The 24,428-nt window shown below is 67.9% G+C and carries 21 protein-coding genes and 1 tRNA gene; 11 read left to right on the top strand and 11 right to left on the bottom strand.

The features are described from left to right. The first annotated feature begins 206 nt into the window (after positions 1-206). The 3 genes from ffh to DELCS14_RS24820 all read left to right on the top strand — a co-directional run bounded on the left by ffh (position 207) and on the right by DELCS14_RS24820 (position 2,747). The gene (ffh, locus tag DELCS14_RS24830) at positions 207-1,601 is read left to right on the top strand and encodes a signal recognition particle protein (protein ID WP_013804084.1); all 1,395 of its coding nucleotides are present in this window, start codon (positions 207-209) and stop codon (positions 1,599-1,601) included. Positions 1,602-1,707: 106 nt separating this feature from the next. Further along, the gene (locus tag DELCS14_RS24825; RefSeq protein WP_013804083.1) at positions 1,708-2,262 is read left to right on the top strand and encodes a C40 family peptidase; all 555 of its coding nucleotides are present in this window, start codon (positions 1,708-1,710) and stop codon (positions 2,260-2,262) included. A gap of 80 nt (positions 2,263-2,342) precedes the next feature. Then, on the top strand, positions 2,343-2,747 hold the full coding sequence (locus tag DELCS14_RS24820) for a helix-turn-helix domain-containing protein (RefSeq protein WP_012203441.1): 405 nt from the start codon (positions 2,343-2,345) through the stop codon (positions 2,745-2,747). 48 nt (positions 2,748-2,795) lie between these two features. Here the strand turns inward: DELCS14_RS24820 and DELCS14_RS24815 are convergent, their stop codons facing one another. The 9 genes from DELCS14_RS24815 to modA form a co-directional block, all read right to left on the bottom strand. After that, entirely contained in the window at positions 2,796-3,470 is a 675-nt protein-coding gene (locus DELCS14_RS24815; protein ID WP_013804082.1) for a DUF1266 domain-containing protein, read from the bottom strand. Then, positions 3,467-4,696, bottom strand: a complete 1,230-nt coding sequence (locus DELCS14_RS24810; protein WP_013804081.1) for a hypothetical protein — start codon at positions 4,694-4,696, stop codon at positions 3,467-3,469. Before DELCS14_RS24810 ends, DELCS14_RS24815 begins: the two co-directional genes overlap by 4 nt. Then, positions 4,693-6,981, bottom strand: a complete 2,289-nt coding sequence (locus DELCS14_RS24805) for a tetratricopeptide repeat protein (protein WP_013804080.1) — start codon at positions 6,979-6,981, stop codon at positions 4,693-4,695. Before DELCS14_RS24805 ends, DELCS14_RS24810 begins: the two co-directional genes overlap by 4 nt. A 203-nt stretch (positions 6,982-7,184) precedes the next feature. After that, positions 7,185-8,513 carry a tRNA (N6-isopentenyl adenosine(37)-C2)-methylthiotransferase MiaB gene (gene miaB, locus DELCS14_RS24800; RefSeq protein ID WP_012203445.1) on the bottom strand — a complete coding sequence of 443 codons (1,329 nt, stop codon included), beginning with the start codon at positions 8,511-8,513 and terminating at the stop codon, positions 7,185-7,187. 144 nt (positions 8,514-8,657) lie between these two features. Further along, positions 8,658-9,056, bottom strand: coding sequence for a hypothetical protein (locus tag DELCS14_RS24795; protein ID WP_013804079.1), 399 nt, complete (start codon positions 9,054-9,056; stop codon positions 8,658-8,660). 73 nt (positions 9,057-9,129) lie between these two features. Then, positions 9,130-10,062: a formate dehydrogenase accessory sulfurtransferase FdhD gene (gene fdhD / locus DELCS14_RS24790; RefSeq protein ID WP_013804078.1), complete on the bottom strand. Its 933-nt coding sequence runs from the start codon at positions 10,060-10,062 to the stop codon at positions 9,130-9,132. A 52-nt stretch (positions 10,063-10,114) separates the two neighbouring features. After that, positions 10,115-11,245 (bottom strand): molybdenum ABC transporter ATP-binding protein, encoded by a 1,131-nt coding sequence (gene modC / locus DELCS14_RS24785; RefSeq protein WP_013804077.1) that lies wholly within the window; start codon positions 11,243-11,245, stop codon positions 10,115-10,117. Next, positions 11,242-11,922 carry a molybdate ABC transporter permease subunit gene (gene modB / locus DELCS14_RS24780; protein WP_013804076.1) on the bottom strand — a complete coding sequence of 227 codons (681 nt, stop codon included), beginning with the start codon at positions 11,920-11,922 and terminating at the stop codon, positions 11,242-11,244. The genes modC and modB overlap by 4 nt, the downstream gene beginning before the upstream one ends. A 151-nt stretch (positions 11,923-12,073) precedes the next feature. Further along, positions 12,074-12,835 carry a molybdate ABC transporter substrate-binding protein gene (modA, locus tag DELCS14_RS24775; RefSeq protein WP_013804075.1) on the bottom strand — a complete coding sequence of 254 codons (762 nt, stop codon included), beginning with the start codon at positions 12,833-12,835 and terminating at the stop codon, positions 12,074-12,076. A gap of 103 nt (positions 12,836-12,938) precedes the next feature. Here modA and DELCS14_RS24770 point away from each other — a divergent pair, with 103 nt between their 5' ends. The 3 genes from DELCS14_RS24770 to DELCS14_RS24760 all read left to right on the top strand — a co-directional run bounded on the left by DELCS14_RS24770 (position 12,939) and on the right by DELCS14_RS24760 (position 14,751). Continuing rightward, positions 12,939-13,766 carry a TOBE domain-containing protein gene (locus DELCS14_RS24770; protein ID WP_013804074.1) on the top strand — a complete coding sequence of 276 codons (828 nt, stop codon included), beginning with the start codon at positions 12,939-12,941 and terminating at the stop codon, positions 13,764-13,766. A gap of 189 nt (positions 13,767-13,955) precedes the next feature. After that, a complete protein-coding gene (locus DELCS14_RS24765) occupies positions 13,956-14,231 on the top strand; it encodes a hypothetical protein (RefSeq protein WP_013804073.1) in 276 nt (91 codons plus the stop codon). Between the two features lie 109 nt (positions 14,232-14,340). Continuing rightward, on the top strand, positions 14,341-14,751 hold the full coding sequence (locus DELCS14_RS24760; RefSeq protein ID WP_013804072.1) for a hypothetical protein: 411 nt from the start codon (positions 14,341-14,343) through the stop codon (positions 14,749-14,751). A 94-nt stretch (positions 14,752-14,845) separates the two neighbouring features. Here the strand turns inward: DELCS14_RS24760 and DELCS14_RS24755 are convergent, their stop codons facing one another. Then, the gene (locus tag DELCS14_RS24755) at positions 14,846-16,030 is read right to left on the bottom strand and encodes an MFS transporter (protein WP_170962147.1); all 1,185 of its coding nucleotides are present in this window, start codon (positions 16,028-16,030) and stop codon (positions 14,846-14,848) included. Between the two features lie 712 nt (positions 16,031-16,742). Here DELCS14_RS24755 and DELCS14_RS24750 point away from each other — a divergent pair. From DELCS14_RS24750 to DELCS14_RS24730, 5 genes are all read left to right on the top strand, one after another. Further along, the gene (locus DELCS14_RS24750) at positions 16,743-18,911 is read left to right on the top strand and encodes a TonB-dependent siderophore receptor (protein ID WP_013804070.1); all 2,169 of its coding nucleotides are present in this window, start codon (positions 16,743-16,745) and stop codon (positions 18,909-18,911) included. A 249-nt stretch (positions 18,912-19,160) separates the two neighbouring features. After that, entirely contained in the window at positions 19,161-20,357 is a 1,197-nt protein-coding gene (locus tag DELCS14_RS24745; protein WP_013804069.1) for an imelysin family protein, read from the top strand. Positions 20,358-20,461: 104 nt separating this feature from the next. Then, positions 20,462-21,973 (top strand): di-heme oxidoredictase family protein, encoded by a 1,512-nt coding sequence (locus DELCS14_RS24740; protein ID WP_013804068.1) that lies wholly within the window; start codon positions 20,462-20,464, stop codon positions 21,971-21,973. Continuing rightward, positions 21,973-23,058, top strand: coding sequence for an imelysin family protein (locus DELCS14_RS24735; RefSeq protein ID WP_013804067.1), 1,086 nt, complete (start codon positions 21,973-21,975; stop codon positions 23,056-23,058). Before DELCS14_RS24740 ends, DELCS14_RS24735 begins: the two co-directional genes overlap by 1 nt. Beyond that, complete coding sequence (locus tag DELCS14_RS24730; protein WP_013804066.1) at positions 23,042-24,244, top strand: DUF1513 domain-containing protein; 1,203 nt, start codon at positions 23,042-23,044, stop codon at positions 24,242-24,244. The genes DELCS14_RS24735 and DELCS14_RS24730 overlap by 17 nt, the downstream gene beginning before the upstream one ends. A gap of 94 nt (positions 24,245-24,338) precedes the next feature. Here DELCS14_RS24730 and DELCS14_RS24725 read toward each other — a convergent pair. Next, positions 24,339-24,415: transfer RNA gene (locus DELCS14_RS24725), tRNA-Met, on the bottom strand. Positions 24,416-24,428: the final 13 nt, after the last annotated feature.

The raw sequence follows: 24,428 nt of genomic DNA, 5'->3' as shown, positions 1-24,428 counted from the left end.
ACTATGGAAACATTGCGCATGTTACTGCTGGCCAGTGCGTGCCGTGGGGCACGGAAGGCCGGTACTTACCCCGGCAGGGGCAGCGGGTAGAATCATCGGGATCTGCAGGGTCCGTGCCGCGACCCGGCCCCACTTGGCCACCTGGCCCCGGCTGGCTCGCTGCAGCACACCTTTTCCTTTCCGACGACTCCAGTTCCTCCCCGCTTATGGCCTCCGCTCTGACCGACAAACTTTCGCGACTCGTCAAGGAGATGCGCGGCCAGGCCCGCATCACCGAATCCAACGTGCAGGACATGCTGCGCGAAGTGCGCATGGCCCTGCTCGAGGCCGACGTGGCCCTGCCCGTGGTGCGCGACTTCGTTGCGCGCGTCAAGGAAAAGGCGCTGGGCCAGGAGGTGCTGGGCTCGCTGCAGCCGGGCCAGTTGCTGGTGTCCATCGTCAACAAGGAACTCGCCACCACCATGGGCGAGGGCGTGGCCGACATCAACCTCAACGCCCAGCCGCCGGCCGTCATCCTCATGGCCGGCCTGCAGGGCGCCGGCAAGACCACGACCACGGCCAAGCTGGCCAAGCACCTGATCGAGCGGCGCAAGAAGAAGGTGCTCACCGTGTCGGGCGACGTGTACCGCCCCGCCGCCATCGAGCAGCTCAAGACCGTGACCGCCCAGGCCGGTGCCGAGTGGTTCCCCTCCACGCCTGACCAGAAGCCGCACGACATCGCCGTGGCCGCGCTGGACTACGCCAAGCGCCACTTCTTTGACGTGCTGCTGGTCGATACGGCCGGCCGCCTGGCCATCGACGAGCTGCTGATGGCCGAGATCAAGGATCTGCACGCCACGCTCAAGCCGGTCGAGACCCTGTTCGTCGTCGATGCCATGCAGGGCCAGGATGCGATCAACACGGCCAAGGCCTTCAAGGAAGCGCTGCCCCTGACCGGCATCGTGCTGACCAAGCTCGACGGCGACTCGCGCGGTGGCGCGGCGCTGTCGGTGCGACAGATCACGGGCGCCCCCATCAAGTTCGCCGGCGTGTCCGAGAAGATCGACGGCCTGGAGGTGTTCGACGCCGACCGCCACGCGCAGCGCGTGCTGGGCATGGGCGACATCGTGGCCCTGGTCGAGCAGGTCACCAAGGGCGTGGACATGGAGGCCGCGCAGAAGCTGGCCGAGAAGGTCAAGAGCGGCGACGGCTTCGACCTCAACGACTTCCTGGCCCAGATCCAGCAGATGAAGCAGATGGGCGGCCTGTCCAACCTCATGGACAAGCTGCCGGCCCAGCTCACGGCCAAGGCCGGCCAGGTGGACATGGACAAGGCCGAGCGCGAGATCCGCCGCAAGGAAGGCATCATCTGCTCCATGACCGCCAAGGAACGCAAGAAGCCCGAGATCATCAAGGCCACGCGCAAGAAGCGCATTGCCGACGGCGCGGGCGTGCAGGTCCAGGAAGTCAACCGCCTGCTCAAGGAGTTCGAGCAGATGCAGGAGATGATGAAGAAGATGAAGGGCGGCGGCCTCATGAAGATGATGAAGCGCATGGGCGGCATGAAGGCCATGAAGGGAATGATGGGCGGTGGCGGCGGCATGCCCAAGCTCCCGTTCTGATGGGCACCGCCTGAGCCGCCGGGCCGCGCGCTCTTTCCCGCCAAGCCGCAGCGCAGCCTGCGGCTTTTCTTTTGGCCGCGAGGGCTTTGTGAGAACATGCAGCGCCATGAAGGCTGGTGTTTCGACTTCCCTTGCGGTGTCTCCGGTGACCGGGGCGCGGCTCTCGCGCCGTGACTGGGGTCTGCTGGCGGCCGCCGTGCTGCTGGCTGGCTGCTCTTCCGCACCACGCAAGGGCGCGGGCCCGGCGCCGGTGCCTTCCCCGCAGGCGCTCAATCTGGACGGCGAATTGCGCGAGGCGCTGCTGGCGCGCACCATGCTTGTGGTCAACACGCCCTATACCTATGGCGGCAATTCGCCCGAAGGCGGTTTCGACTGCAGCGGCCTGATCCAGTGGGCCGTGGGCGGCATCACCGAAAACCGCCTGCCGCGCACCACGGCGCAGTGGGCGCAGTTCAGCAATCCCGTGGGCAGCCGCAGCCTGCAGCGTGGCGACTTCGTGTTCTTCAATACCCTGGGCGCGCGCTATTCGCACATGGGCATCTTCGTGGGCAACGGCCAGTTCGTGCATGCACCGTCCAGCGGCGGCACGGTGCAGCGCGTGCGCATGGACAACATCTATTTCGCCAAGCGCTTCACCGAGGCGCGCAGCATCTTCGCCTGAACGCTGGCCGGGCGACGGGTTTGAGCCGGGTCTTCAATCGATGAGTCAATCAAGATTCCAGGGAAATCCAGGGTGTCGGAATGCGTAACAAGCTCGAATTCGCACTGCGCCTGCGCCAGGCCATCGAGGCTGCGGGACTGGAGCCCCGGCCCAGCGTGCTTCTGAAGCTGTTCAATTCCAGTTACTGGGGGCCGCCGATCTCCTTCCAGGCGGTCTCGCGCTGGCTGAACGGCGAGGCCGTTCCCGAGCAGGACAAGCTGGTGCTGCTGGCGGGTTTGCTCGAGGTCGAGCCCGATGTGTTGCGCTATGGCGAGTCGGCCCACCGGTCCCCGCCGTCCCTGCCGTCGCCGCTCGAATGCCAGGAGCCGGGCGTGGGCTATCTCGAACGCGAAACCTTCGATGCCTTTCTGAAGCTGCCCGCGCCTCAGCGCCAGGTGGTGCGGGAGGTGATCCTCACCTTCGCCAAGGTGCATGGCGAAGGCTGAGCACCGGGCAGGGCAGGCAGCACAGGCGGCGTACCCACCTGGCGTCAGTCACCGGACGGCCTGCTGCTGCCAGGGCATCGCATGCCAGGGGTGGCGCGGATCGGCCACCCACTGCTGCACTTGCTCGGGCGTCACGCTGCGCCCCAGCACGTCGGCGCGGCCACGGGCCAGCCACTGGCTGCGGCCGCGTGCGTAGGCCAGGCCGAAGGCCTGCCAGCTGTCAAAGCAGTCCCGCGCGCGGCATGCGTTCAGGTGCAGGATCTGCTGGTGCAGGGCCTCGTCCACCCAGCCCAGCAGCCAGGCACAGCGCACATGGAAGGCCACGCGCGCGCAGGCAAAGGCCATGGCGGCATGGGGATCGTCACCGGCCTGCAGGCGCTGCAGGTCCAGCGTGAACCAGCGCTGGCGCAGGCCGTCGGGCAACTGGCGTGCGATCTGGGCATCGTCCAGGTCGGTGCGCAGGCCCAGGTGGTGCAGCACCATGGGGCGCAGCTGGGTGGTCAGTGCGGAGTCGGCGCCGTTGAGCTGCCGGTCCGCAAAGCCGCCCTGAATGGCGTGAAAGGCCATGGGATGGGCCAGGGCCAGGGCCCAGTCCAGTGCGGCGTCACCGCTGCGGTAGCTGCTGAAGTCGCCGCGTTGGCGTGACGCACACATGCGCCGCAGGCCGGCGCGCACTGCCCACCAGAGCAGTGCAGACAGCACAACAAGGGTGAAGGCGTTCATCGCGGATTTCCTGTCCTGCCCGGTGTTCCCGGCGATCCCGCTCGGCGCCGCGCCAGCTCCAGCGACTGCTGCAGGGCCGCGCTGCGCGGCATGCGCTCGAAGGCGGGCACGGGCACGGTGTCGCGTCGTGCCGCGACCAGCCATTGCATCAGGGGCGACCGGATGTCCAGCTGCTCCAGCAGCGCCGGGTGGGACTGCAGCAGCCACAGCTGCTCGGCCTCGGTGTGCAGCTCGCTGGCCGCGCACCAGGCAGCCGCGCTGCCCGTGGCCAGCAGCTGTGCCGGTCGGCGCACGATGCCCATGGCCAGGGCGTCCGCCGGCGCCTCGCCATCGGTATCGAGGTGATTGAGCAGGGCCAGCACATCGGCCAGGTAGCGCGCAATCGGCGGGCGGTTCTGCTTGCCCTTGATCTGGTCGATGCGCAGCCGCCCGTCGTTCCGCACCTGGGCGCTGACGGTGATGCGGGGCTGGGCCGTGCCCGTGCGGTAGCTGAACAGCCGCAGCCGGCCCTGCTCGCAGGCTTCGGCGTAGTGCTCGCCATAGCCGCCGCGCAGTGTGCCGCGCTCGCTGAACTGGCCCAGGCAGTGGCGCATCATCTGGCTTTCATAGGCCATTTCGGCGCGCAGGTCCGGGCTTTGGGCATCGAATTCGACGAAGACACCCAGCTGGCCACGCAGCAGCGGGCGCACGGCGCCGGGCCGGTGCTCGGCCCAGCCGCTGTCGCTTCTCCGGGCGAAGGCCAGGTGCTCCAGCGTCCAGCGCGCCAGCGCCTGCGGGCAGTTGATGCGCTGCAGCTTGCCCTCCAGCGCGGTGCCGCGCCGGGTGGACAGGAACTCCAGCAGCCGGCTCTCCAGCGCCAGCAGGGGTGCGCTGTCGGGCTCCACCCACCACAGCGGCGCGCTGCCGTCGGCCGCAGGCCTGTCCGGTGACAGCGGCTGGCGGGACGCATGTTCGCGCAGGCGCTCCAGCGCCCAGGCGGCAGGCTCGGCGCGCCGGTGCAGGCGCAGCAGCTCGGTCTGCGTGGACACGGGCTGCACGGCAGGCGGATCGGCGTCGAGGTTGCCGATCACATGGCGGTAGAAGTGATTGGCCAGCCAGGCGGCGATCTCCTCGCTGTCGCCGCGTGCAGCGCTGCGCTCGCGGATGCGCTGCTTGATGGCTGGCGCATTGACCACGTCGCGCGGCCGATAGGCACTGGCGGCGCTGGCACCGGCGCCCGGGTTCACCACAGCTTCCACCAGGGCTTGCTGTCCGAGCGCAGCTTGAGGCAGCGCTTGAGGCCGTCCTTTGCCATCCTGTGCTCGGCCTCGCCGTCGTCGGGCGTGAGCTTGGCGATGGCCTCGCGGTGCAGGGCCACGGCCTGGTCGATGGGGCCGCAGCTTTCCATGGCGCAGGCCAGGCGGCGCAGCGTGTAGCACTCGCCCAGGGCGCGCACTTCGGGCAGCAGGGCGTCCAGGCGCGGGCGCACCAGTTCGCCATGGTTTTCCGAGAAGAAGTCGAGCAGGGACATCAGTGAGGCCAGGTAGTCGCGCCGCTGTTCGCGCTGGTCGTCCTCGTCCAGTTCCTCGAACCACTGGTCCAGGCGCTCCAGCCAGATGCCGATTTCGCCTGCGCGGCCCAGCTGGTAGAGCGCCAGCGCCGCGCTGGGGAAGTAGTCCGTGGGGCAGTGGCGGCTGTAGCCGTAGTCCTGGGTGAAGTGCCACAGCTGCTCGGCCGCCGTGACGATGCCGGGGCGGTCGTCACGGCGGATGGCGCACCACAGCAGGCCGTCGTGGTGTTCGGCAAAGGGGCTGCTGGACAGGCCCTTGTGGTGCAGGGCCGCCGCCTCGTCATAGCGCTGCTGCGAGCGGTATTTGATGGCCAGGTTGTTGCAGAGCATGGAGTAGACGTGCAGGTGCGCGTCCTTGTACATGCCCTGGCCGCTGGCCCAGAAGGCCTCGAAGCGGGCCAGGCCCTCTTCGTAGTAACGCTGCACCAGCGGCTCGCGCACCTCGTCGCCCGGCACCTGCCGGCCTTCGCCCATGAGGGAGGCCAGGTCGTCCTCGTCGTCCAGGGTCACGCCCGCTGCATAGCACCAGTGGGCGCCATGGCCCTGCGCAAAGGGGCGCTGCAGCGCCTGCGCGGCGGGCAGCACGGCGAAGCGCGCGGCCCAGAGCATAGGCAGCAGCTCGGAGTTGGCGTGCCGGGGCTGGTCGGTCACGCCGCGCTCCAGCAGAGGCAGGGCCTGCTCCCATTGGCGGTCCTTGGCCAGGCGCCAGCCGTCGATCAGGTCCAGCAGAGGGTGGCCGGGCGCCTGGGTGCGCGCCAGGGCCAGGTAGTCGTCGGCGCTGCGCGGAGCAGCCGGGCTGTCTTCCAGGATCTCCTGCATGTCGGAATCCAGTCCCGCCCAGGCCAGGATCAGCGCCCAGGCCGGTGCATGGGCGGTGTCGCTGTCCACTCTGCGCAAGGCCAGTTCATAGCCCTGACGGGCCGATCCGGGGCGGCTGTGCAGCACGCTTTCCAGCGCCAGGTCCGCCGCATCGGCCAGGCGGCCCGCCTCTTCCAGCCACTGCAGCACCAGGCCGCTGAAGGCATCGTCGGAGTCATCCACCAGGCCGAAGCGGCCCAGCGCAGCCAGCTGCAGCGCAGCCTCGGGCTGGCCCATGGCATGGCAGGCCATGGCCTGCAGCCGGGCCGCATGGACCTTGCGGTGCGTGCGCACCGCCTGCGATGCGGCGGGGCTTTCGGTGCGGGCCAGATGCTGCTCCGCCGCCATGAGCACGGCCGGAACGCTTTGCGGGGCCAGCGGCAGGACCTCGCGCGCAAGGTGCAGCCAGTCGTCGAAGTCCACGTTTTGCTCTGCATCGGCCTGGGTCAGCAGCGCCGTGGCAGCCTGCACCTGGCGCACGGTGGCGGGCACATCGCCGCGCAGACGGGCCAGCTCGGCCTTGCGCAGGCAGGCACGCGCGTCGCGGCGCGCGGGGGAGGCCTCGCCATCCGGGTCGCTGCGTTCGTGGCTGCGCTGCAGGTCCACGCCTTGCTCGGCCAGCTCCCAGGCCTGGGCTTCGCGGGCCAGGTAGTGCCAGCCGTTCCAGTAGCGGTAGGGCTCGCTGGTATGCGGCAGCCGGCCCATGAGATCGGCAGCGGGCGCGAGCAGGGCCACGCCGCCTTCACGGTCAAAGCGCAGCCGGCTCTGGATGTCGCTGAGCGCCAGGCTGGCCGTGGCCAGCAGGTGGTTGTCGCCCTGCAAGGGCTGCAGCGTGGCAGCGCGGTGTTCGCGCAGCAGTGCGTTGGCGGTCTCGGGCCGTTCCAGGTCCAGCCAGAGATCGTGCAGGCGCTCCAGCTCGCCCACCGTGGCCGGGGCGAAGCGCTGCTGCGAGAGCAGCTCCATGACGGCCGCCTGGCGTTCGGCCGGGGCGATGGGGCTGGCATCAGCCTCCTGCTGCAGCAGGTCGTGCGCCTGGTCCATGAAGGCATGCAGGGCTTCGCCCTCAAGGACGGCCTGGGCGGTGGCGGGCTGGGAGGTGTTCATGGAATCGATAGCAAGCAAGCGAAGCTGGAAAAGCCATGCAGGCCGACGGACCTCAGGGCGGCGACCCCGCGATGCTAGCGGGCCAGCCGGCACCCTGCCAGAGTGGCCGGGCTGTTTTCACGTCCTGTTACATGCAAAAAAGCCCGGCATTGCCGGGCTTGGGTTACGCAGGAGGTCGCTGGGCCGCCGGGGCCGGGTTGGGCTCAGTGGCGCACCACGACTTCACCGCGCAGCGTGAAGGTGCGGGCCTCGGTGATCTTCACATCGATCATCTGGCCGATCAGGCGTTCGTTGCCCGGGAAGTTGACCACGCGGTTGCACTCGGTGCGGCCCATGAGTTCGCTGCCATCGCGCTTGGACAGGCCTTCCACCAGCAGGCGCTGTACCGTGCCCACGCGCTCGTCGCTGATGTCCTTGATGTTGTTGTTGATCACGGCCTGCAGCTCCTGCAGGCGGCGCAGCTTGACCTCGTGCGGCGTGTCGTCGTGCAGGTTGGCGGCCGGCGTGCCGGGGCGGGGGCTGAAGATGAAGCTGAAGCTGTTGTCGAAGCGCACGTCGTGGATGAGCTTCATCATCTTCTGGAAGTCTTCCTCGGTCTCGCCGGGGAAGCCCACGATGAAGTCGCTGCTCATGGCCATTTCGGGCCGGATGGCGCGCAGCTTGCGGATGGTGCTCTTGTATTCCATGGCCGTGTAGCCGCGCTTCATGGCCATGAGGATCTTGTCGCTGCCGTGCTGCACGGGCAGGTGCAGGTGGCTGACCAGCTTGGGCAGCCGAGCGTAGGCCTCGATCAGGCGCGGCGTGAACTCGTTGGGGTGGCTGGTGGTGTAGCGGATGCGCTCGATGCCGGGGATCTCGGATACGTACTCCAGCAGCAGGGCAAAGTCGGCGATCTCGGCCGTGTCACCCATCTTGCCCAGGTAGGCGTTGACGTTCTGGCCCAGCAGCGTGACTTCCTTCACGCCCTGGTCGGCCAGGCCGGCGACCTCGATGAGCACGTCCTCGAACGGGCGGCTGACTTCCTCGCCGCGCGTATAGGGCACGACGCAGTAGCTGCAGTACTTGGAGCAGCCTTCCATGATGGAGACGAAGGCCGAGGAGCCTTCCACGCGTGCGGGCGGAAGGTGGTCGAATTTCTCGATCTCGGGAAAGCTGATATCGACCTGGGGCTTGTGCTTGGCGGCGCGTGCATTGAGCAGCTCGGGCAGGCGGTGCAGGGTCTGCGGGCCGAAGACCACGTCCACATAGGGCGCGCGCTTGATGATTTCCTCGCCCTCCTGGCTGGCCACGCAGCCGCCCACGCCGATGAGCACGCCGCGTTCCTTCAGGTGCTTGTAGCGGCCCAGGTCGCTGAACACCTTCTCCTGCGCCTTCTCGCGCACCGAGCAGGTGTTGAACAGGATCAGGTCGGCCTGCTCGGGATCGTCGGTGGACTCGTAGCCCTGGGCTGCGCCCAGCACATCGGCCATCTTGTCCGAGTCGTACTCGTTCATCTGGCAGCCGAAGGTTTTGATAAAGACTTTCTTGGACATGGTGGGGTTCCGTCAGGCAGCCACCGCACTGCAAGCGGCGGTCTGCAAAAAATGAAGGTGGCTCGGCCAGGGGGCGGCGTGCCCCATGGCCGGGCCGCTGCGGCCTGCGAGGCGCGGGCCGCGTCAGCCGTGTACGTGCTGTGCTCAGTTGAAGATGCGCTGCAGCATCGACTTGGGCTTGTAGTGCTTGTCGGCCTCGGCCTTGGTCAGGATCCAGGCCTGGTGCAGCCACTGCGTCTGCGGCTCGATCACATAGCCCACCACGAGCTTGCTGCCCCGGTAATTGATGGCCTGCACCAGCGTGCGTTCAGTGCTGAACAGGCGAAAGCCCGGACTGGTGCGAATGGTCTTGCCGTCGATCTCCACCTCGGGGAACTGGGTCACGACCAGCTCGCCGAACTGGGCCTGCGGGGGGAAATTGCGCGTCTCGTTGGACGGCAGGCCCTGCGCGGCCACGCCCAGGCTGGCGCAGGCCAGGCCGGCGAGCAGGGCGCCGGCACACAGGCGGCGGACGGTAGAGAAATGGGGCTTGCAGCGGTTCATGGTGTACATCCAGGGGCTGAACCCGCGATTCTACGAACTTGCCGCCGCGCAGGCGCGGCACTCGGGCATTGGTTCAGGTGCGGCCCGGCGCATACAGCACCGCCTTGGGCGGGCGGCACAGGCCCCAGAAGCGCAGGCCGATCAGTTCGGCCATCTGCACGCCCATGGCCGTGGGCGCGGAGATGGTGGCCAGGGCGGCGATGCCGACCTTGGCGCATTTGCGCACCAGCTCATGGCTGCCGCGGCTGGAGAGCACGACAAAGCCGGCCTCGCCCAGGCGGCCTGTGCGGGAGAGGCGGCCGACCAGCTTGTCCAGCGCGTTGTGGCGGCCCACGTCTTCGAGCACATCCGTCAGCTGCCCGTCCAGCCCTGCCCAGCCTGCGGCATGCACGGCGCCGGCTTCGGCGTTGAGCAACTGCAGCGGCGGCAGTGCCGCGATGGCTGCGCAGACGGTGTCGGCATCGACACGGGCGATCCAGTCGTGCGCGGGCAGGGGGTCGAAGGACAGGTCCAGCGCCGCGAAGCTGTCCACGCCGCAGACACCGCAGCCCGTGCGCCCGCTCATGCTGCGGCGCCGGTCCTTGAGGCGGGCGAAGCAGCGCGAGGCCACGTCCAGTTGCACCTCGATGCCGTCCATGCCGGCCGGCAGGCCTGCGGCCTGTGAAGCCACGGTGCGCACCTCGATTCCGTAGCAGTCGGCAGCGCTGTCCAGAATGCCTTCGGTGAGCGCAAAGCCCAGCGCAAAGTCTTCCAGGTCCGAGGGCGTGCCCATCATCACGGCATGGGAGATGCCATTGAACACCAGGGCGATGGGGACTTCGCTGGCCAGCACCTGCGGTTCGGCCTGGATGCTGACGGCGCCGCCTTCACCGAGCCGGTGGCGCGCCACCGCATGCGTGCGCAGTGCGGCAATGGCGGGCGGGGCGGCGCATGCAGCATCTGCTGCGCCGGGGCCTGCGTCTGGGGCGGGGACGGGTGCGGGGGCGTGTTCGGTGGTGGCGTTCATGGCGTGGGCCGCGCAGGCGGCTTCCGCATGATATCGGCGCCGCCGCGCGTGCTCAGTCCAGCAATGCCATGCCCTTGATCTGGGCGAAGACATGCATGCCCGGCGCAATGCCCAACTGCCGGGCGGAATGCAGGGTGATGCGTGCCAGCAGGCGGGACGGGCCCAGCTGCAGCGAGACCATGACCTGGCCCGGGCCGTCCTCGCGCAGCTCCTGCACGGTGGCAGGCAGGATGTTGAGGATGCTGCTGTCTTGTGGGTGCTGCAGGCTCAGGCTCACATCGCGTGCCTGCACGCGCAACTGCACGGTTTCGCCGACGGGGCGCGGGGAGGCCATGACAAGGCGCAGGCGCCCGCCATCGAAGCACAGCGTACTCAGGTGTGCATCGGGATCGTGCTGCTGAACCTGTGCGCTGACCATGGCCGCTGCCGTGTCGCCCATGCTCAGGGGCAGGTCCAGCCGTGCCAGCAGCTCGCTGGTGGCGCCGGCGGCGACCAGGCCGCCGGCCTTGAGCAGCACCAGGTGCTGGGCCAGGCGAGCGACCTCGTCGATGGAGTGGCTGACATAGAGGACGGGAATGTCGAGTTCGCGGCGCAGCTGGTCCAGGTAGGGCAGGACCTCGGCCTTGCGCTGGGCGTCCAGCGCGGCCAGCGGCTCGTCCATCAGCAGCACCCGCGGGCTGGTGGCCAGCGCCCGCGCAATGGCCACGCGCTGGCGCTCGCCGCCCGACAGGGTGGAGGGCATGCGGTCCATCAGGTGGCCTATGCCCAGCAGGGACACGGCCTGGTCCTGGGATACCTTGCGCCGCGCGGCCGGCGTGCGCCGCATGCCGTAGTCGATGTTGCGCCGCACGGTCAGGTGCGGGAACAGGCTGGCTTCCTGGAACACATAGCCCAGCGCACGGCGGTGCGTGGGCAGCCATTGGCTGGCCGCATCGTCCTGCCAGACCTCGCCATTGACGGCGACGCGGCCGCGCGCGCGCTCCAGTCCCGCCAGGGCGCGCAGGCAGGTGGTCTTGCCGCAGCCCGAGGGGCCGAACAGGGCGGTAACGCCGCGCCCGGGCAACTGCAGCTGCACGTCAAGGCGGAAGTCTGCACGCTCCAGCGCCAGGTTTGCGATGATTTCCGAGGAGGGGTGGGAGTGCGCGGCGTCGGACATCAGGGAGGGAGAGAAGGCGGTCATCATGCGCGGCGCTCCTCACGCGGCTGCAACAGGTGCAGGGCCAGAAGAACCAGGAAGGAGAACACCACCATGCCACCCGCCAGCCAGTGGGCGTGGGCGTACTCCATGGCCTCCACATGGTCGTAGATCTGTACCGAGACCACGCGCGTCACGCCGGGAATATTGCCGCCCAGCATCAGCACCACGCCAAACTCGCCCACGGTGTGCGCAAAGGTCAGCACGGCTGCCGTGATGAAGCCCGGCCGCGCCAGCGGCAGCGCCACGGTGAAGAAGCGGTCCAGCGGCCCCGCGCCCAGGCTGGCCGCAGCCTCCATGGGCCGCGTGCCCAGGGATTCGAAGGCGCGCTGCAGCGGCTGCACCGTGAACGGCATGGAATAGACCAGCGAACCGATGACCAGGCCCGGAAAAGTGAAGGGCAGGGTGCTCAGCCCCAGCGCCTGCGTCAGCTGCCCCACGGGGCCGTTGGGACCCATGGTCACCAGCAGGTAAAAACCGATCACCGTGGGCGGAAGCACCAGGGGCAGCGCCACCACGGCGCCAATCGGGCCGCGCCAGCGCGAGCGCGTATGCGCCAGCCACCAGGCCAGCGGCGTGCACAGCGTCAGCAGCAGCACCGTGGTCACGCTGGCAAGTTTCAGCGTCAGCCGTATGGCGGCGTAGTCGTCGGCGGTAAGAATCATGCGGGAAGAATTCAGTGGTTCGCAGCGCTGTTGGATCTCACTCAACGCACGAAACCGGCGCGGCCCGGCTCAGCGACGCTGAGCACGGGCCCGTGCCGGCCGATCCCTCCCCAGGAGAGAGGGAAGGCGCGCAAGCGCGCCTCAACAGGTGTCAGAAGCTATAGCCGTACGAGCGGATGATGGCACGGGCCTTGTCGGCGCGCAGATACTTCATCAGCTCGGCGGCGGCTTCGTTGTCCTTGCCGTTGTTGAGCACGATGGCGTCCTGGCGGATGGGCTCGTGCATGGAGCCGGGCACCTGCCAGGCCGAGCCTTCGCGCAGCTTGCCGTTTTCCATCACCTGCGACAGGGCCACAAAGCCCAGCTGGGCATTGCCCGTGGCCGCGAACTGGTAGGTCTGGGCAATGTTCTCGCCCATGACGATGCGCGGCTGCACCTGGGCCGTGATGCCCAGCTTGTTCAGCACTTCCATGGCTGCCGTGCCGTAGGGCGCGAGCTTGGGATTGGCCACGGCGATGTGCTTGTAGTCGCCGGTCTTGAGGACCTCGCCCTTGTCGTCCACATAACCGGCCTTGGGGCTCCACAGCACCAGCTGGCCGATGGCGTAGGTGAAGCGCGAATCGGGCAGGCCGCGGCCTTCCTTGGCAATCTTCTCGGGCGTGGTGTCGTCGGCGGCCAGCAGGATCTGGAAGGGCGCGCCGTTGACGATCTGCGCATAGAACTTGCCCGTGGCGCCGAAGGACAGCAGGGCCTTGTGGCCGGTGTCCTTCTCGAACTCGGCGGCGATCTTCTGCATGGGCGCCGTGAAGTTGGCGGCGACGGCCACCGACACTTCGGCGGCCTGCGCAGCGGCCCAGCCGAAAAGGGCAAGGGCGGCGAAGGCGGTGGCACGCAGGGGCTGGTTCACGTTCATGGGTCTCTCGCTATTCCGTTGGTGAATAGCGCAGTGTAACGACCTGAAAATGCGCATGCAGGGTGCAGGCGTTTTGCTTGGCGGGAAATAACGCTTGGCGGGCATGATGCTACGCATGACTGCCGCAACCCCCGCTTCTCCCTCAGACCTGGTGCCCGCGCTGGGCCATGACCTGGCCGACCGGCGCATCGCCATCCTGCGGCATATCGCGGCAGGGCATTCGATTTCCCAGGCCGCGCGCGAGGCGGGTGTCAGCTACAAGGCGGCCTGGCAGGCGCTGGATGTGCTGACCAATCTGGCGGGCCGTGCCCTGGTGGAGCGCTCGGTGGGCGGCGCCGGCGGTGGTGGCGCGCGCATCACCGAGGCCGGGCAGTCCCTGCTGGCCATGGCCGATGCGCTGGAGCAGGCGCGCGCGCAGGTGCTGCAGCGCTTTGGCGGGCCCGCCGGCGTTTCTTCGGCGGCTCCCGGGCTGGGGCTGGGCCTGCGCACCAGCATGCGCAATCTGTGGCCTTGCCGGGTTGGTGCCCTGCAGGCGCAGGGCGCCCAGGTCCGCGTCTGGCTGCTGCCCGACGGCGGCGGGGATGCATCAGGCATTGCCGCACGCATCACCGAAGAAAGCGCCCAGTTGCTGGGCCTGGCGCCGGGCCTGCCCCTGATGGCGCTGTGCAAGGCCGCAGCCGTGCAGGTGCTGCCTTCGGCGCCACGCTCCGATGTGCATGCCCAAGCCAATGCCTGGCCCGCCCAGGTGCAGCGCGTGGCCCGGGCCGACAGGGCGGGGCCGCGTGAAGTGGTGGCACAACTGCCCTGGGGCGGTAGCGGCGTGGGTTACGCGGCCGAGCCGGCAGAGGGCGAGTCCTGGACCATGCGCGCAGGGCGCAAGGTCTGGCTGACGGTACCGGAGTCCGCCGTGGTGCTGGCCGTGGCTGATTGAGCGGGTGGAGCGGTGGAGCGTTGAAGGAGCAGCAGCGCGTTGCGCATGCGCAGCAGTGGCTGCAGATTCGGACGGGTCTGATGGCGCATTCAGGGCGGTATACGAAGAATTGCGCCGCTGTGAAACCTGCGCGCTCTGGCGGCGCGGGCTTTTCTGGCGACCTAATCATCGAAACCTCCCTGGCCCTCCATGAGCATCCTGAAATTGCGCAGGCAAGAGAAAGTGGCGGTCTACACCGCCCTGCTGTGTTCCTTCATCGCGGCGTTCATCTTCTTCGCGTCCGAAGGTGTTGCTGACAGTTTTCAGCAGCGGCTGGATGCGCTGGCCATCTGCGCCGTCATCGGTGCGCTGGTGACCTGGTTCAATCACTGGTGGTTCCGGGTCTGGGGCTGGCATCTGGTGCCTGTGACCCTGCTGCTGTTTTATGCCGGCACGCTGGCCGCAGGCTGGCTGTTTGGTGGATGAAGGCGGATGAAGGCGGATGAAGGCGGTGGTGGGGGAACCTGCCGCCACGCTTTGCATCGAAGATCCTTTTCGACTGCCTCACCAGGCCATCCACGGCCTTGCCCCTGCCATGAAGACCACCCTGTCCGCCGCCCTGATCTGCCTGCTCCTGTCCACCCCGGCCATGGCCCGTCCGCTGGACCCGGCGCCGCTGGACGCCTCGCAGTTCAACCTGGGGCTGGTCGGGTTCGCGGGCGAGATCTCGCCTGCGGAGCGGCACCTGGAGGCCATGCTCAGGCGGCCCGAGGCCAATGCCGTCCTGCTGTCGGTGATCGACGATCCGCGCCGATCTCCCGTGGCCAAGCTCTATGCGCTGTGCGGCCTCAAGCGCATGGGCAGCGGCGGCTACGAGGCCGCGCTGATCAAGCTGCGCGGCTTTGAGGGCCAGGTCTCCGTGATGCTGGGAGACCAGATGTTCCAGGAAGGCATCCGCGAGGCGGCAGACCGCATCGAAAACCTGGAGTGCAGCGAAGGCGGCTGAGCCTGGGCACGCCGGTTGCTGGACAAAAAAAGAGCTGCCACCGGCAGCTCTTTGCATTGTGGGGCATCGTTCCGAGCCGGAGGATCTGAGCCGCTCAGGACAGCTCGCGTCCCTTGAGTTCGGGGATAAGGAAGGCCGTGGCCAGCATGTCCAGCACATAGATGGCCGCCAGCAGGGCGATGGCCACCTGGAACGAATAGCTCATGGCCAGCGCACCGATCACCACCGGGCCCAGTCCGCCCACGGCGCGGCCGATGTTGAACAGCACGTTCTGCGCGGTGGCGCGCGCCTCGGTGGGATAGGCCTCGCTCATCACGGCGCCGTAGCCGCCCATCATGCCGTTGACGAACAGGCCCATGAGGGCGCCTGCCCAGAGCATGGCCGTGGGGTCGGACAGCTGCGAATAGAGCACGACCATGATGACCGAGCCCAGCTGGAAGATCAGGAAGCTGGGCTTGCGGCCGATGCGGTCGGCCAGCTGGCCGAAGACCCAGATGCCGACCATCATTCCCACCACGGTCACGGCAGTCCATATCGAGGACTTGGTCAGGCTGAAGCCCAGTTGCTTGGACAGGAAGCTGGGCATCCAGATCATGATGCCGTAGTAGCCGAAGTTCTGGACCGAGGTCAGCACGATCACGCCCAGGCTGACCTTGGTCGTGGCGCGGTCCTTCACCAGCAGCTTCAGGCTTTGCAGCACCGGCACGCGGGCCGAGGGCGTGGCGGACTGCTGGCGCTTCACGAAGACTTCGGGCTCGTGCAGCTTGTTGCGGATCACCCAGGCCACCACGGCCGGTATCACGCCCACCAGGAACATGCCGCGCCAGCCGATGAGGGGCAGCAGCAGCGGCGTCAGCAGCGCCGCACCCAGCACGCCCATTTGCCAGCCCAAGGCCACGTAGGACGAGACGCGGGCGCGGTGGCGTGCGGGCCAGGCCTCGGCGGCCAGTGCCATGCCGATGCCGAACTCGCCGCCCAGGCCGATGCCCGCAATCGTGCGGTAGGCCAGCAGGTCCCAATAGCCCTGCGCGAATGCGCACAGGCCCGTGAAGACTGCGAACAGCATGATGGTCCAGGTCAGCACGCGGATGCGCCCGTAGCGGTCGCTGAGCAGGCCGAAGAAGATGCCGCCGAACACGGCACCGATCAGCGTCCAGGTCACCAGCGAACCGGCCTGGCCCGGCGTGAGGTGCAGGTCGGCCGAAATGGCCGACAGCATGAAGCCCAGGATCAGCAGGTCGAAGCCGTCCATGGCATAGCCCACGGCCGAGCCGGCCAGGGCCTTCCAGCTGTAGCCATTGACCTGGGTGGCATGTGTGCCGACATGCGTGTCTGTGCTGGCGCCGGCAGCAGTGGCTGCGAGCGCCCCGGAGGAAGTGGTGGTCACGTGAAGATCCTTGAAAGCCAGGACGGCGCGCGCTCTCGCTGGGGTGCGGCACCACGCAAAACGCCTGCGCCGCCGGCTGGGCCGGCGTGCGGGCACGCTGCGCGTGTGCGGCATCCTGGAGTGGCGATGGGCACGGGAAATCCTGGTGGGAAAACAAGCTGGGCGGCCGGCATGCCGGAGCATGGCAGGGGCTGCGCGCAAAGACAGAGCGCAAGGTGCAGCGCCAAAAGACCGCTTCTGCAAAAAGCGAAAGCCCTGAAATCGGCCGGGCGATCAGGGCTTGGAGGTCGTGGGCAGGCCCTGAGAGGAGAGGGCGGCCCATGCGAGCGGGCGCAATGGTAAGGGAAGTGGCCGGACAAGGCAAGTAGGGCTGGCTTGCCAGACAGCTTCTACGGCATGGACGGCTGGTACTGCCCGGCGGGCGCGGGACGGATTCGGGTGTTGCGCGGATGCAGCAGCCCCTGTGCTGCCGATGGCCCAGGCAATTGAAGAAACGATAATGAGAACAAATCGCATTCGCTTTCTCTTCATGCCCTTCGACCCATCGGAGGGCATGGCGAGGAAGTTTTTTTATTGCCGTATTGCTGTTCTCCCGGAGCTTTTCATGCCACTGCATCGCCTTCGACCCCGCCATCGCCCTGCGCCTCTTGCGCTGGCCATCTCCCTTGCCATCGGCACTCTGTCTGCCCAGGCCCAGGCATTGCCGGACGCGCAGAACCCGGCCACGCTGCCCACGGTCACCGTGATCTCCAACCAGTTGGGCGAGGTGACCGAAGGCTCGGGCTCCTATACGCCGGGCACCATTGCCACAGCCACGCGCATGGTGCTGACGCCGCGCGAGACGCCGCAGTCCATCAGCGTGGTCACACGCCAGAAGATGGATGACTTCAACCTCACCTCCATCGACCAGGTGATGGAGCACACGCCCGGCATCAGCATCGTCACCTATGACAGCGAGCGCACCGAGTACTACGCCCGCGGCTTCGCCATCCAGAACTTCCAGTACGACGGCATTCCGATGATGCGCGACTCCGCGTACTCGGCCGGCAACACCCTCAGCGACATGGCGATCTATGACCGCGTCGAGGTGCTCAAGGGCGCAACCGGCCTGCTCACGGGCAGCGGTACTCCGGGCGCGACCATCAACCTGATCCGCAAGAAGCCCACGCGCGATTTCCGCGGGCATGCGTCCATCTCTGCGGGCAGCTGGAGCAACTACCGCACCGAGGTGGATGTGGGCGGCGCACTCAATGCAAGCGGCAGCGTGCGCGCGCGTGGCGTGGCGGCCTACCAGGACAAGGACTCGTTCATGGACCGCTATTCGCGCAAGACCGCGACGCTCTACGGCATTGTGGAAATGGACCTGACGCCACGCACTTTGCTGACGCTGGGCGGCGATGCGCAGAACAACCGTCCGGTCAACTCCACCTGGGGCGGCATTCCCCTGCTCAATGCCGATGGCCAATTCAATGACATGCCGCGCTCGCACAACAACGGCACGCGCTGGAGCCGCTGGGACCAGTACACGCGCACGGCCTTTGCCACGCTGGAGCACAGCTTCAGCAACGGCTGGGTGGCCAAGGCGCAGTTCAACCACCAGATCAACGGCTACAACGCCAACCTGGGCGCGGCGGCTGCGGGCTTCCCCAACCCGGCCGACGGCTCCGGCGTGTCGCTGTGGCGCGGCCAGTACATAGGCCGCACCACCAGCAATGCGCTCGATGCCTATGCCAGCGGGCCCTTCTCGCTGGGCGGGCGCGAGCACGAACTGGTGCTGGGCGCCAGCGTAGCAAGGCGCCACTGGAAGAACGATGGCTACTGGCAACTGCCCGCCGACTATGTGTCCACGGTGAATGACTACTACCACTGGAATGGCGATTCGCGCCTGCCGGTGTGGGGCGCCTCACCCGACTACGTGAACAGCGAAGTGACCAAGGAGCAGGGCTTCTACACGGCGGCGCGCTGGAACCTGGCGGCCGACCTCAAGCTGATCACGGGCGGGCGCTGGTCCAACTATCGCAACCAGGTGCAGGGCCAGCGCGAGACCGGCGTTTTCGTGCCCTATGTGGGCGCGATCTACGACCTCAATGGCAACTATTCGATCTACGCCAGCTACACCAGCATCTTCAGCCCGCAGTCCAAGCAAAACGAGAGCGGCAAGGCGCTGGACCCGCTGCGCGGCAACAACGCCGAGGTCGGCGTCAAGGCGGCCTTCATGGACGGCCGCCTCAATGCATCGGCGGCGCTGTTCCAGCTTCAGCAAGACAACTTCGGTATCGAGACCGGCGGCCTGACGCCCGGCGGCGCCACGGCCTACCGAGCCGTCGATGGCGTCAGGACGCGCGGCTTCGAGGCGGAGATGTCCGGCCAGATCACGCCCGCCTGGCAACTGCAGGCCGGTTTCTCGCATGCCATTTCGCGCGACCAAGGCAAGCGCGTGGCCACGCTCACGCCCTCCAACCAGTTCAGCCTGCACACCAGCTACAGGCTGGACGGCCCGCTTTCCGGCCTGACGGTGGGCGGCGGCGCGCGCTGGCAGGACAAGACCTGGGGCGACATCTCCACGCCATCGGGCGGCACGGCCGTTCACACCGTCAAGGGCTACTGGCTGCTGGACATGATGGCGCGCTACGAGTTCAGCAAACAGCTGTCGGCCACCGTCAACGTGCGCAACCTGCTGGACAAGAAGTACTACACCATCTTCAGCTACTACAGCACCTATACCTGGGGCGAGCCGCGCTCGGTGAATGTCAGCCTGAACTACAAGTTCTGAGGCCGGGCCCGCGCTGCGCCAGCGCGGGGTCTTTGGCCCTGGCGCCAAGGGCGCCGTGCTAGGCTGGCGCCCGCTGCGGCCCGTGCGCCGCAAGCGCTCCCATTGCCGCCCGTTCACTGCCCGTTGGCCGCCCGGGTCCGTCTATGACCTTGCGGTGCAGTGCGGCGATATCTCACAGGTTTTGCCAATAAAAACAATTCTCATTACAGTTTGGCATTCCGAGTTCTCCAACCTCCGATCCTTTCTGCCATGCATCCCATCCTGATTGCAGCCGCCCTGGCCCTGGGCGCGGCCGCCCCGATGAGCCAGGCCGCAGCCGCCGGCACCGTTCAACAGCCCGTGAAGAAGAGCCTCTCCGTTGCGGAGGTGGTCAAGCATTACGGCACCCTGGTGCACGCCAATTACTCGGACTCCATCAGCTCCGCCAAGACCATGCAGAAAGCCATTGCGGCCTTTCTGGCGGCGCCCAGCGAGCAGGGCCTGAACCAGGCACGCAAGGCCTGGCTGGATGCCCGGGAGTACTACGGCCAGACCGAAGCCTTCCGCTTCTACGCCGGTCCCATCGACAACGATGAAGGCCCCGAAGGCCAGATCAACGCCTGGCCCATGGACGAGTCCTATGTGGACTATGTGGAAGGCAATCCCAACGCCGGCATCATCAACAACCGCAAGGAAGCCATCACCAAGAAGCGCCTGGCCGAGCTCAACGAGCATGACGGCGAGGAGAACGTTTCCACCGGCTGGCACGCCATCGAGTTCATGCTCTGGGGCCAGGACCTGAATGACAAGGGGCCGGGCGCGCGTCCGTACACCGACTTCGTCGATGGCAAGAAGTCCAATGCCGACCGCCGCCGCGAGTACCTGAAGGTGGTGACCGCGCTGCTGATCGAGGATCTGCAGTCCGTGGCCGACCAGTGGAAGCCCGGCTCGCCCAAGAACTTCCGCGCCCAGTTCGAGAAAAAGCCCGACGATGCGCTGCGCCGCATCTTCGTGGGCCTGGGTTCGCTGTCGCGCGGCGAGCTGGCCGGCGAGCGCCTGGAGGTGGCCCTGGCCAGCCGCGACCAGGAAGACGAGCACTCCTGCTTCTCGGACAACACGCACCGCGATGCCGTGACCAATGCCCAGGGCATCCTCAACGTCTGGCAGGGCAGCTACAAGCGCCTGGATGGCAGCGAGCTTCAAGGCCCGGGCATCAAGGACTGGGTGGCCTCCAAGGACAGCGCGCTGGCCGACAGGACCACGCGCCAGATCACGCAGTCGGTGCAGGCGGCCCAGGCCATTCCCGCGCCGTTCGACCAGGCCATACAGGGCGCGCGCGACTCGGCCTCGCGCGCCAAGATCCAGGCCACCATCGACAGCCTGGTCCAGCAGAGCAAGGACCTGGTGGAGGCGGCCAATGCCGTCGGCATCACCCAGCTCAACCTGGTGGACCCCAAGGCCAACTAAAAGAACATCCACGCCAGCGTCCATCCATTCCTGCGCCCATGTGCCAAGGCCGCCGCCCCCGAAAGGGTTCGGCGGCCCTGGCTTTTCCAGGGACGTCCCCACCCATGAATCTCTCCCCCTCGCTGCTGGTCGCTGCCTCCCTGGTCCTGATGGGCTGCTCGGCCCAACAGCAGGACACGGTGGCTGCCGCTCCAGCGCGCGCGCCAGCACCGCAGCCTGCTCCCGATCCAGCTCCCGATCCAGCTCTTTTGTTCGCGGCACCCGGCGAGCCCCTGCCCCCGGGCGGCCAGACCACGGTCCACGCCACGGGCCGCAACGCCTTCTCGCTGCCCGCCGCCAACCTGGAGGATGCAGAGCGCACGCGCTTCGTCATCGGCAACTCCTTCTTCAAGCGCAACTGGGTGCAGGCGCCGGCCTCCACCACGGCGCGCGATGGCCTGGGCCCGCACTTCCTGGCGCGCTCCTGCGGCGGCTGTCATGTGCAGGACGGCCGTGCCCAGCCGCCCGACTTCCACAACCCGCTCAAACCCCAGCCCTTCGCGGGCCTGCTCATGCGGCTGTCCATTCCGGGCGAAGGCCCGCACGGCAGCCCGGTGCCGGACCCGGTCTATGGCGACCAGTTCAACACCGAGGGCGTGCTGGGCGTCAAGGGCGAGGGCCAGTTGCGCATCCGCTATGAACAGGTGCATGGCCGCTTTGCCGACGGCACGGCCTACACACTGGAAAAGCCGGTCTACGAGCTGGCTGCGCTCAACTACGGCCCCCTGGCTTCCAACCTGATGACCAGCCCGCGCATTGCGCCCCAGGTCATCGGCCTGGGCCTGCTGGAGCACATCCCGGAGTCCGAGATCCTGGCCAACGCTGCCGCCCAGGCGGCCCTGGGCGGCCCCATCAAGGGCCAGCCCAACTATGTCTGGGATGCCTACGGCGAACGCATGATGCTGGGCCGCTTCGGCTGGAAGGCCAACGTGGCCTCCATTGCCCACCAGACGGCTTCGGCCTTCCTGGGCGATATCGGCATCACATCGAAGCGTTTCCCGCACCAGACCTGCACGCCCGCACAAAAGGACTGCCTGGCCGCGCCCAACGGCAACGGCGCCGAGGGCGTGGAGATCGAGGACCGCGTGCTGGACGACGTGATCTTCTACCAGGCCACGCTGGCGCCGCCTGCACGGCGCAACGCCAGCGACCCTGCCGTGCGCCGTGGCGAGGCACTGTTCCACCAGGCCCAGTGTGCGCAGTGCCACCGGCCCTCGTACAAGACCGGCGCGGAGCTGTTCCCCGCGCTGTCGCCGGCACTCAGCAGCAAGGGGTTGTCGGGCCAGACCATTGCGCCCTACACCGACCTGCTGCTGCACGACATGGGCGATGCGCTGGCCGATGGCCGGCCCGACTTCAAGGCCTCAGGCCGCCAGTGGCGCACGCCGCCGCTGTGGGGCATAGGCCTGCTGCCCGATGTCAACAACCACCAGCGCCTGCTGCACGACGGCCGTGCGCGCGGCGTGCTGGAAGCCATCCTCTGGCACGGCGGCGAGGCCGAAGCCGCGCGCGAACAGGTGCGCCAGTTCAGCGCCGAAGACCGTGAAGCCCTGGTCAAATTTGTGGAGTCCCTCTGATGCAAGACATGCGCATGACCCCTCGCCAAATCCTTTGTGCCGCCGCGCTGGCGCTGCTGGCCGCCGCCCCGGCCCATGCCCAGGAAGTGGATGCCAACATGGCCATTCCCTTCTACAACACGGCCCACGCCGTGCAGGGGCTGTACGGTCAATGGTTCTCACCCCAGGCCAAGGCCGCGCAGGCATCCGCCCAGGCGCTGAACCAGGCGCTGCGCGCGCACTGCGCGGCACCTGCGGGATCGGCTGCCGCCACGCTGCAGACGGCGCGCCAGGCCTATGTGCAATCGTCGCGGCAGTGGAGCAGCCTCTCTGCCGTGGCCCTGGGGCCGCTGGTGGAGCGCCGCTCGGCACGTCTGGTGGACTTCCGCCCCATGCGCCCGGCCCTGCTCAAGAAGGCCATACAGTCGGCCCCCGCCGATCTGGCTGCCATGGAGCGCATCGGCGCACCCGCCAAGGGATACCCGGCGCTCGAGAACCTGCTGTGGACCCAGCCCGTGGAGCCGCAGACGCCGGCCTGCGCCTATGCCACCCTGGTGGCCGAGGAAATCGGCGCCGAGATGGGCATCCTCGGCAACGGCTTTGCGAAGCTCGCGGCCCAGGACTGGTCCGAGGACGGCGATGCCACCACCGAAGCCATGGCCGAGTTCATCAACCAGTGGGTGGGCGGCCTGGAGCGCCTGCGCTGGGCGGACATGGAAAAGCCCTTGCGCAGTGCGGGCAGTGCGGGCAGCAAACCGCCCGCCTGGGAGCATCTCGCCAGCGGCAGCACCCTGGAGATCTGGCGCGCGCACTGGCAGGGCCTGCGCACGCTGGCCGTGAGCGTGGACCGCAAGGTGCCCCAGCCCGGCGTGGACATCGTGCCCATCGAGTCCTACCTGCGCGGCCGTGGCCTGAACCCGCTGGCCGACCGCTGGCTCAAGGCCGTCAACGAGGCCGATGCCGGCATGCGCGCCCTGACCGAGCCGAGCGCCAAGGCCGTCGATGCCGCGACCAAGCCGCTGTCGCGCCTCAAGCGCCTCATGGAAGGCGAGGTGGCGCCTGCGCTGGAAGTCAACATCGGGTTCTCGGATGCCGACGGGGATTGAGCAGGCGCTGAATCGCCGCCGCTGGCTGCAGGGCATGGGGCTGCTGGCTGCCATGCCGCTGGTAACCTCCCATGCGGCCAGGCCGTCTGGACCGGCACGGTCGCTGGCTGCGGCCTGGATGCAGGGTGACCAGATGCGTGTCGGCATCGTGCAGGCCAGTGCGCAGGTGGACAGGCCGCTGCAGGTGCTGCAGGCCCTGGATGTGCCCACGCGCGCCCATGGCATGGCCGCGCTGCGCGACGGCTCCGTGGTCTTCGCCAGCCGCCGCCCCGGTGACTGGCTGGTGCGCTTGAAGCCGGGACAGGCCGCCGAGGATGCGCAGTGGCAGTGGATAGAGCCCGACCGCTTCTTCAACGGCCATGTCATCGAAAGCGTCGATGGCCGCCATCTCTACACCACCGAGACCGACCTGGAAGATGCCCAGGGCCTGATCGGCGTGCGCGATGCCATCACCTTGGAGAAGATCGCCGAATGGCGCACGGGCGGCATGGACCCGCACCAGTTGCTGCTGGACGCCGACGGCACGCTCATGGTCGCCAACGGCGGCATTCCCACGCAGTCCGAAACCGGCCGGCGCAAGCTGCAGCTGGACCACATGGATTCGTCCATCGCGCGGCTGTTGCCGGCCGAAGGCGGCGCCCGTGCCGGCCTGTGGAAGCTGGACGACAGCCGCCTGAGCCTGCGCCACCTGGCCTGGGGCCCGCAGGTCACCCACGCGCCCGCACGCCGCTGGCTGGGCATTGCGCTGCAGGCCGAGCACCGCGACACCGAAGCGCGCGCCGCCGCGCCCGTGCTGGCCCTGTTCGATGGCCACCGTTTGCATGCCGTGCCCCTGCCCGAATGGCGCGAGCCCCTGGCCGGCTATGGCGGCGACATAGGCTGCGACGGCCAGCTCTTTGCCGTCAGCTGCCCGCGCGTGAACACCGTCACCTGGTGGCAGGTGCCCGACAGCGGCCAGGCCAGCGGACGCTGGCTGCGCGGCGATGCCATGCCGGGCGTGTACTGCGTGGCCAACGCAAGTGTCTCGCTGGATGCCAAGGGCCGGCCCCTGCCTGCCGAGCCCGCGCTGTGGATGGGCGGCGCACGCCAGGCCCAATTGCGCCAGCGCGGTCAGGTGCTGCGCACGGTGCCGGTTCCCGGCATGGCGCTGGACAACCACTGGATTGCGTTGGAGCGCGGCAGCTAGCAGCCGGAGGCGGCGCCGCAAACGGCGCGCTCTGGCGGAGTGCAGCGCCAACGGAAAAAGGGTCTACGTTTGCACGTAGACCCTTTTCTTTGTTTGGTGGCGCTTCACGGATTCGAACCGCGGACCTGTGGATTATGATTCCATCGCTCTAACCGACTGAGCTAAAGCGCCGTAAGACCTAAAT

The organism is Delftia sp. Cs1-4 (assembly GCF_000214395.1).
GTDB lineage: Bacteria > Pseudomonadota > Gammaproteobacteria > Burkholderiales > Burkholderiaceae_C > Comamonas > Comamonas acidovorans.
Note: the sequence above shows the minus strand (reverse complement) of the source record. Positions and strands in the feature narration are given on the sequence as shown.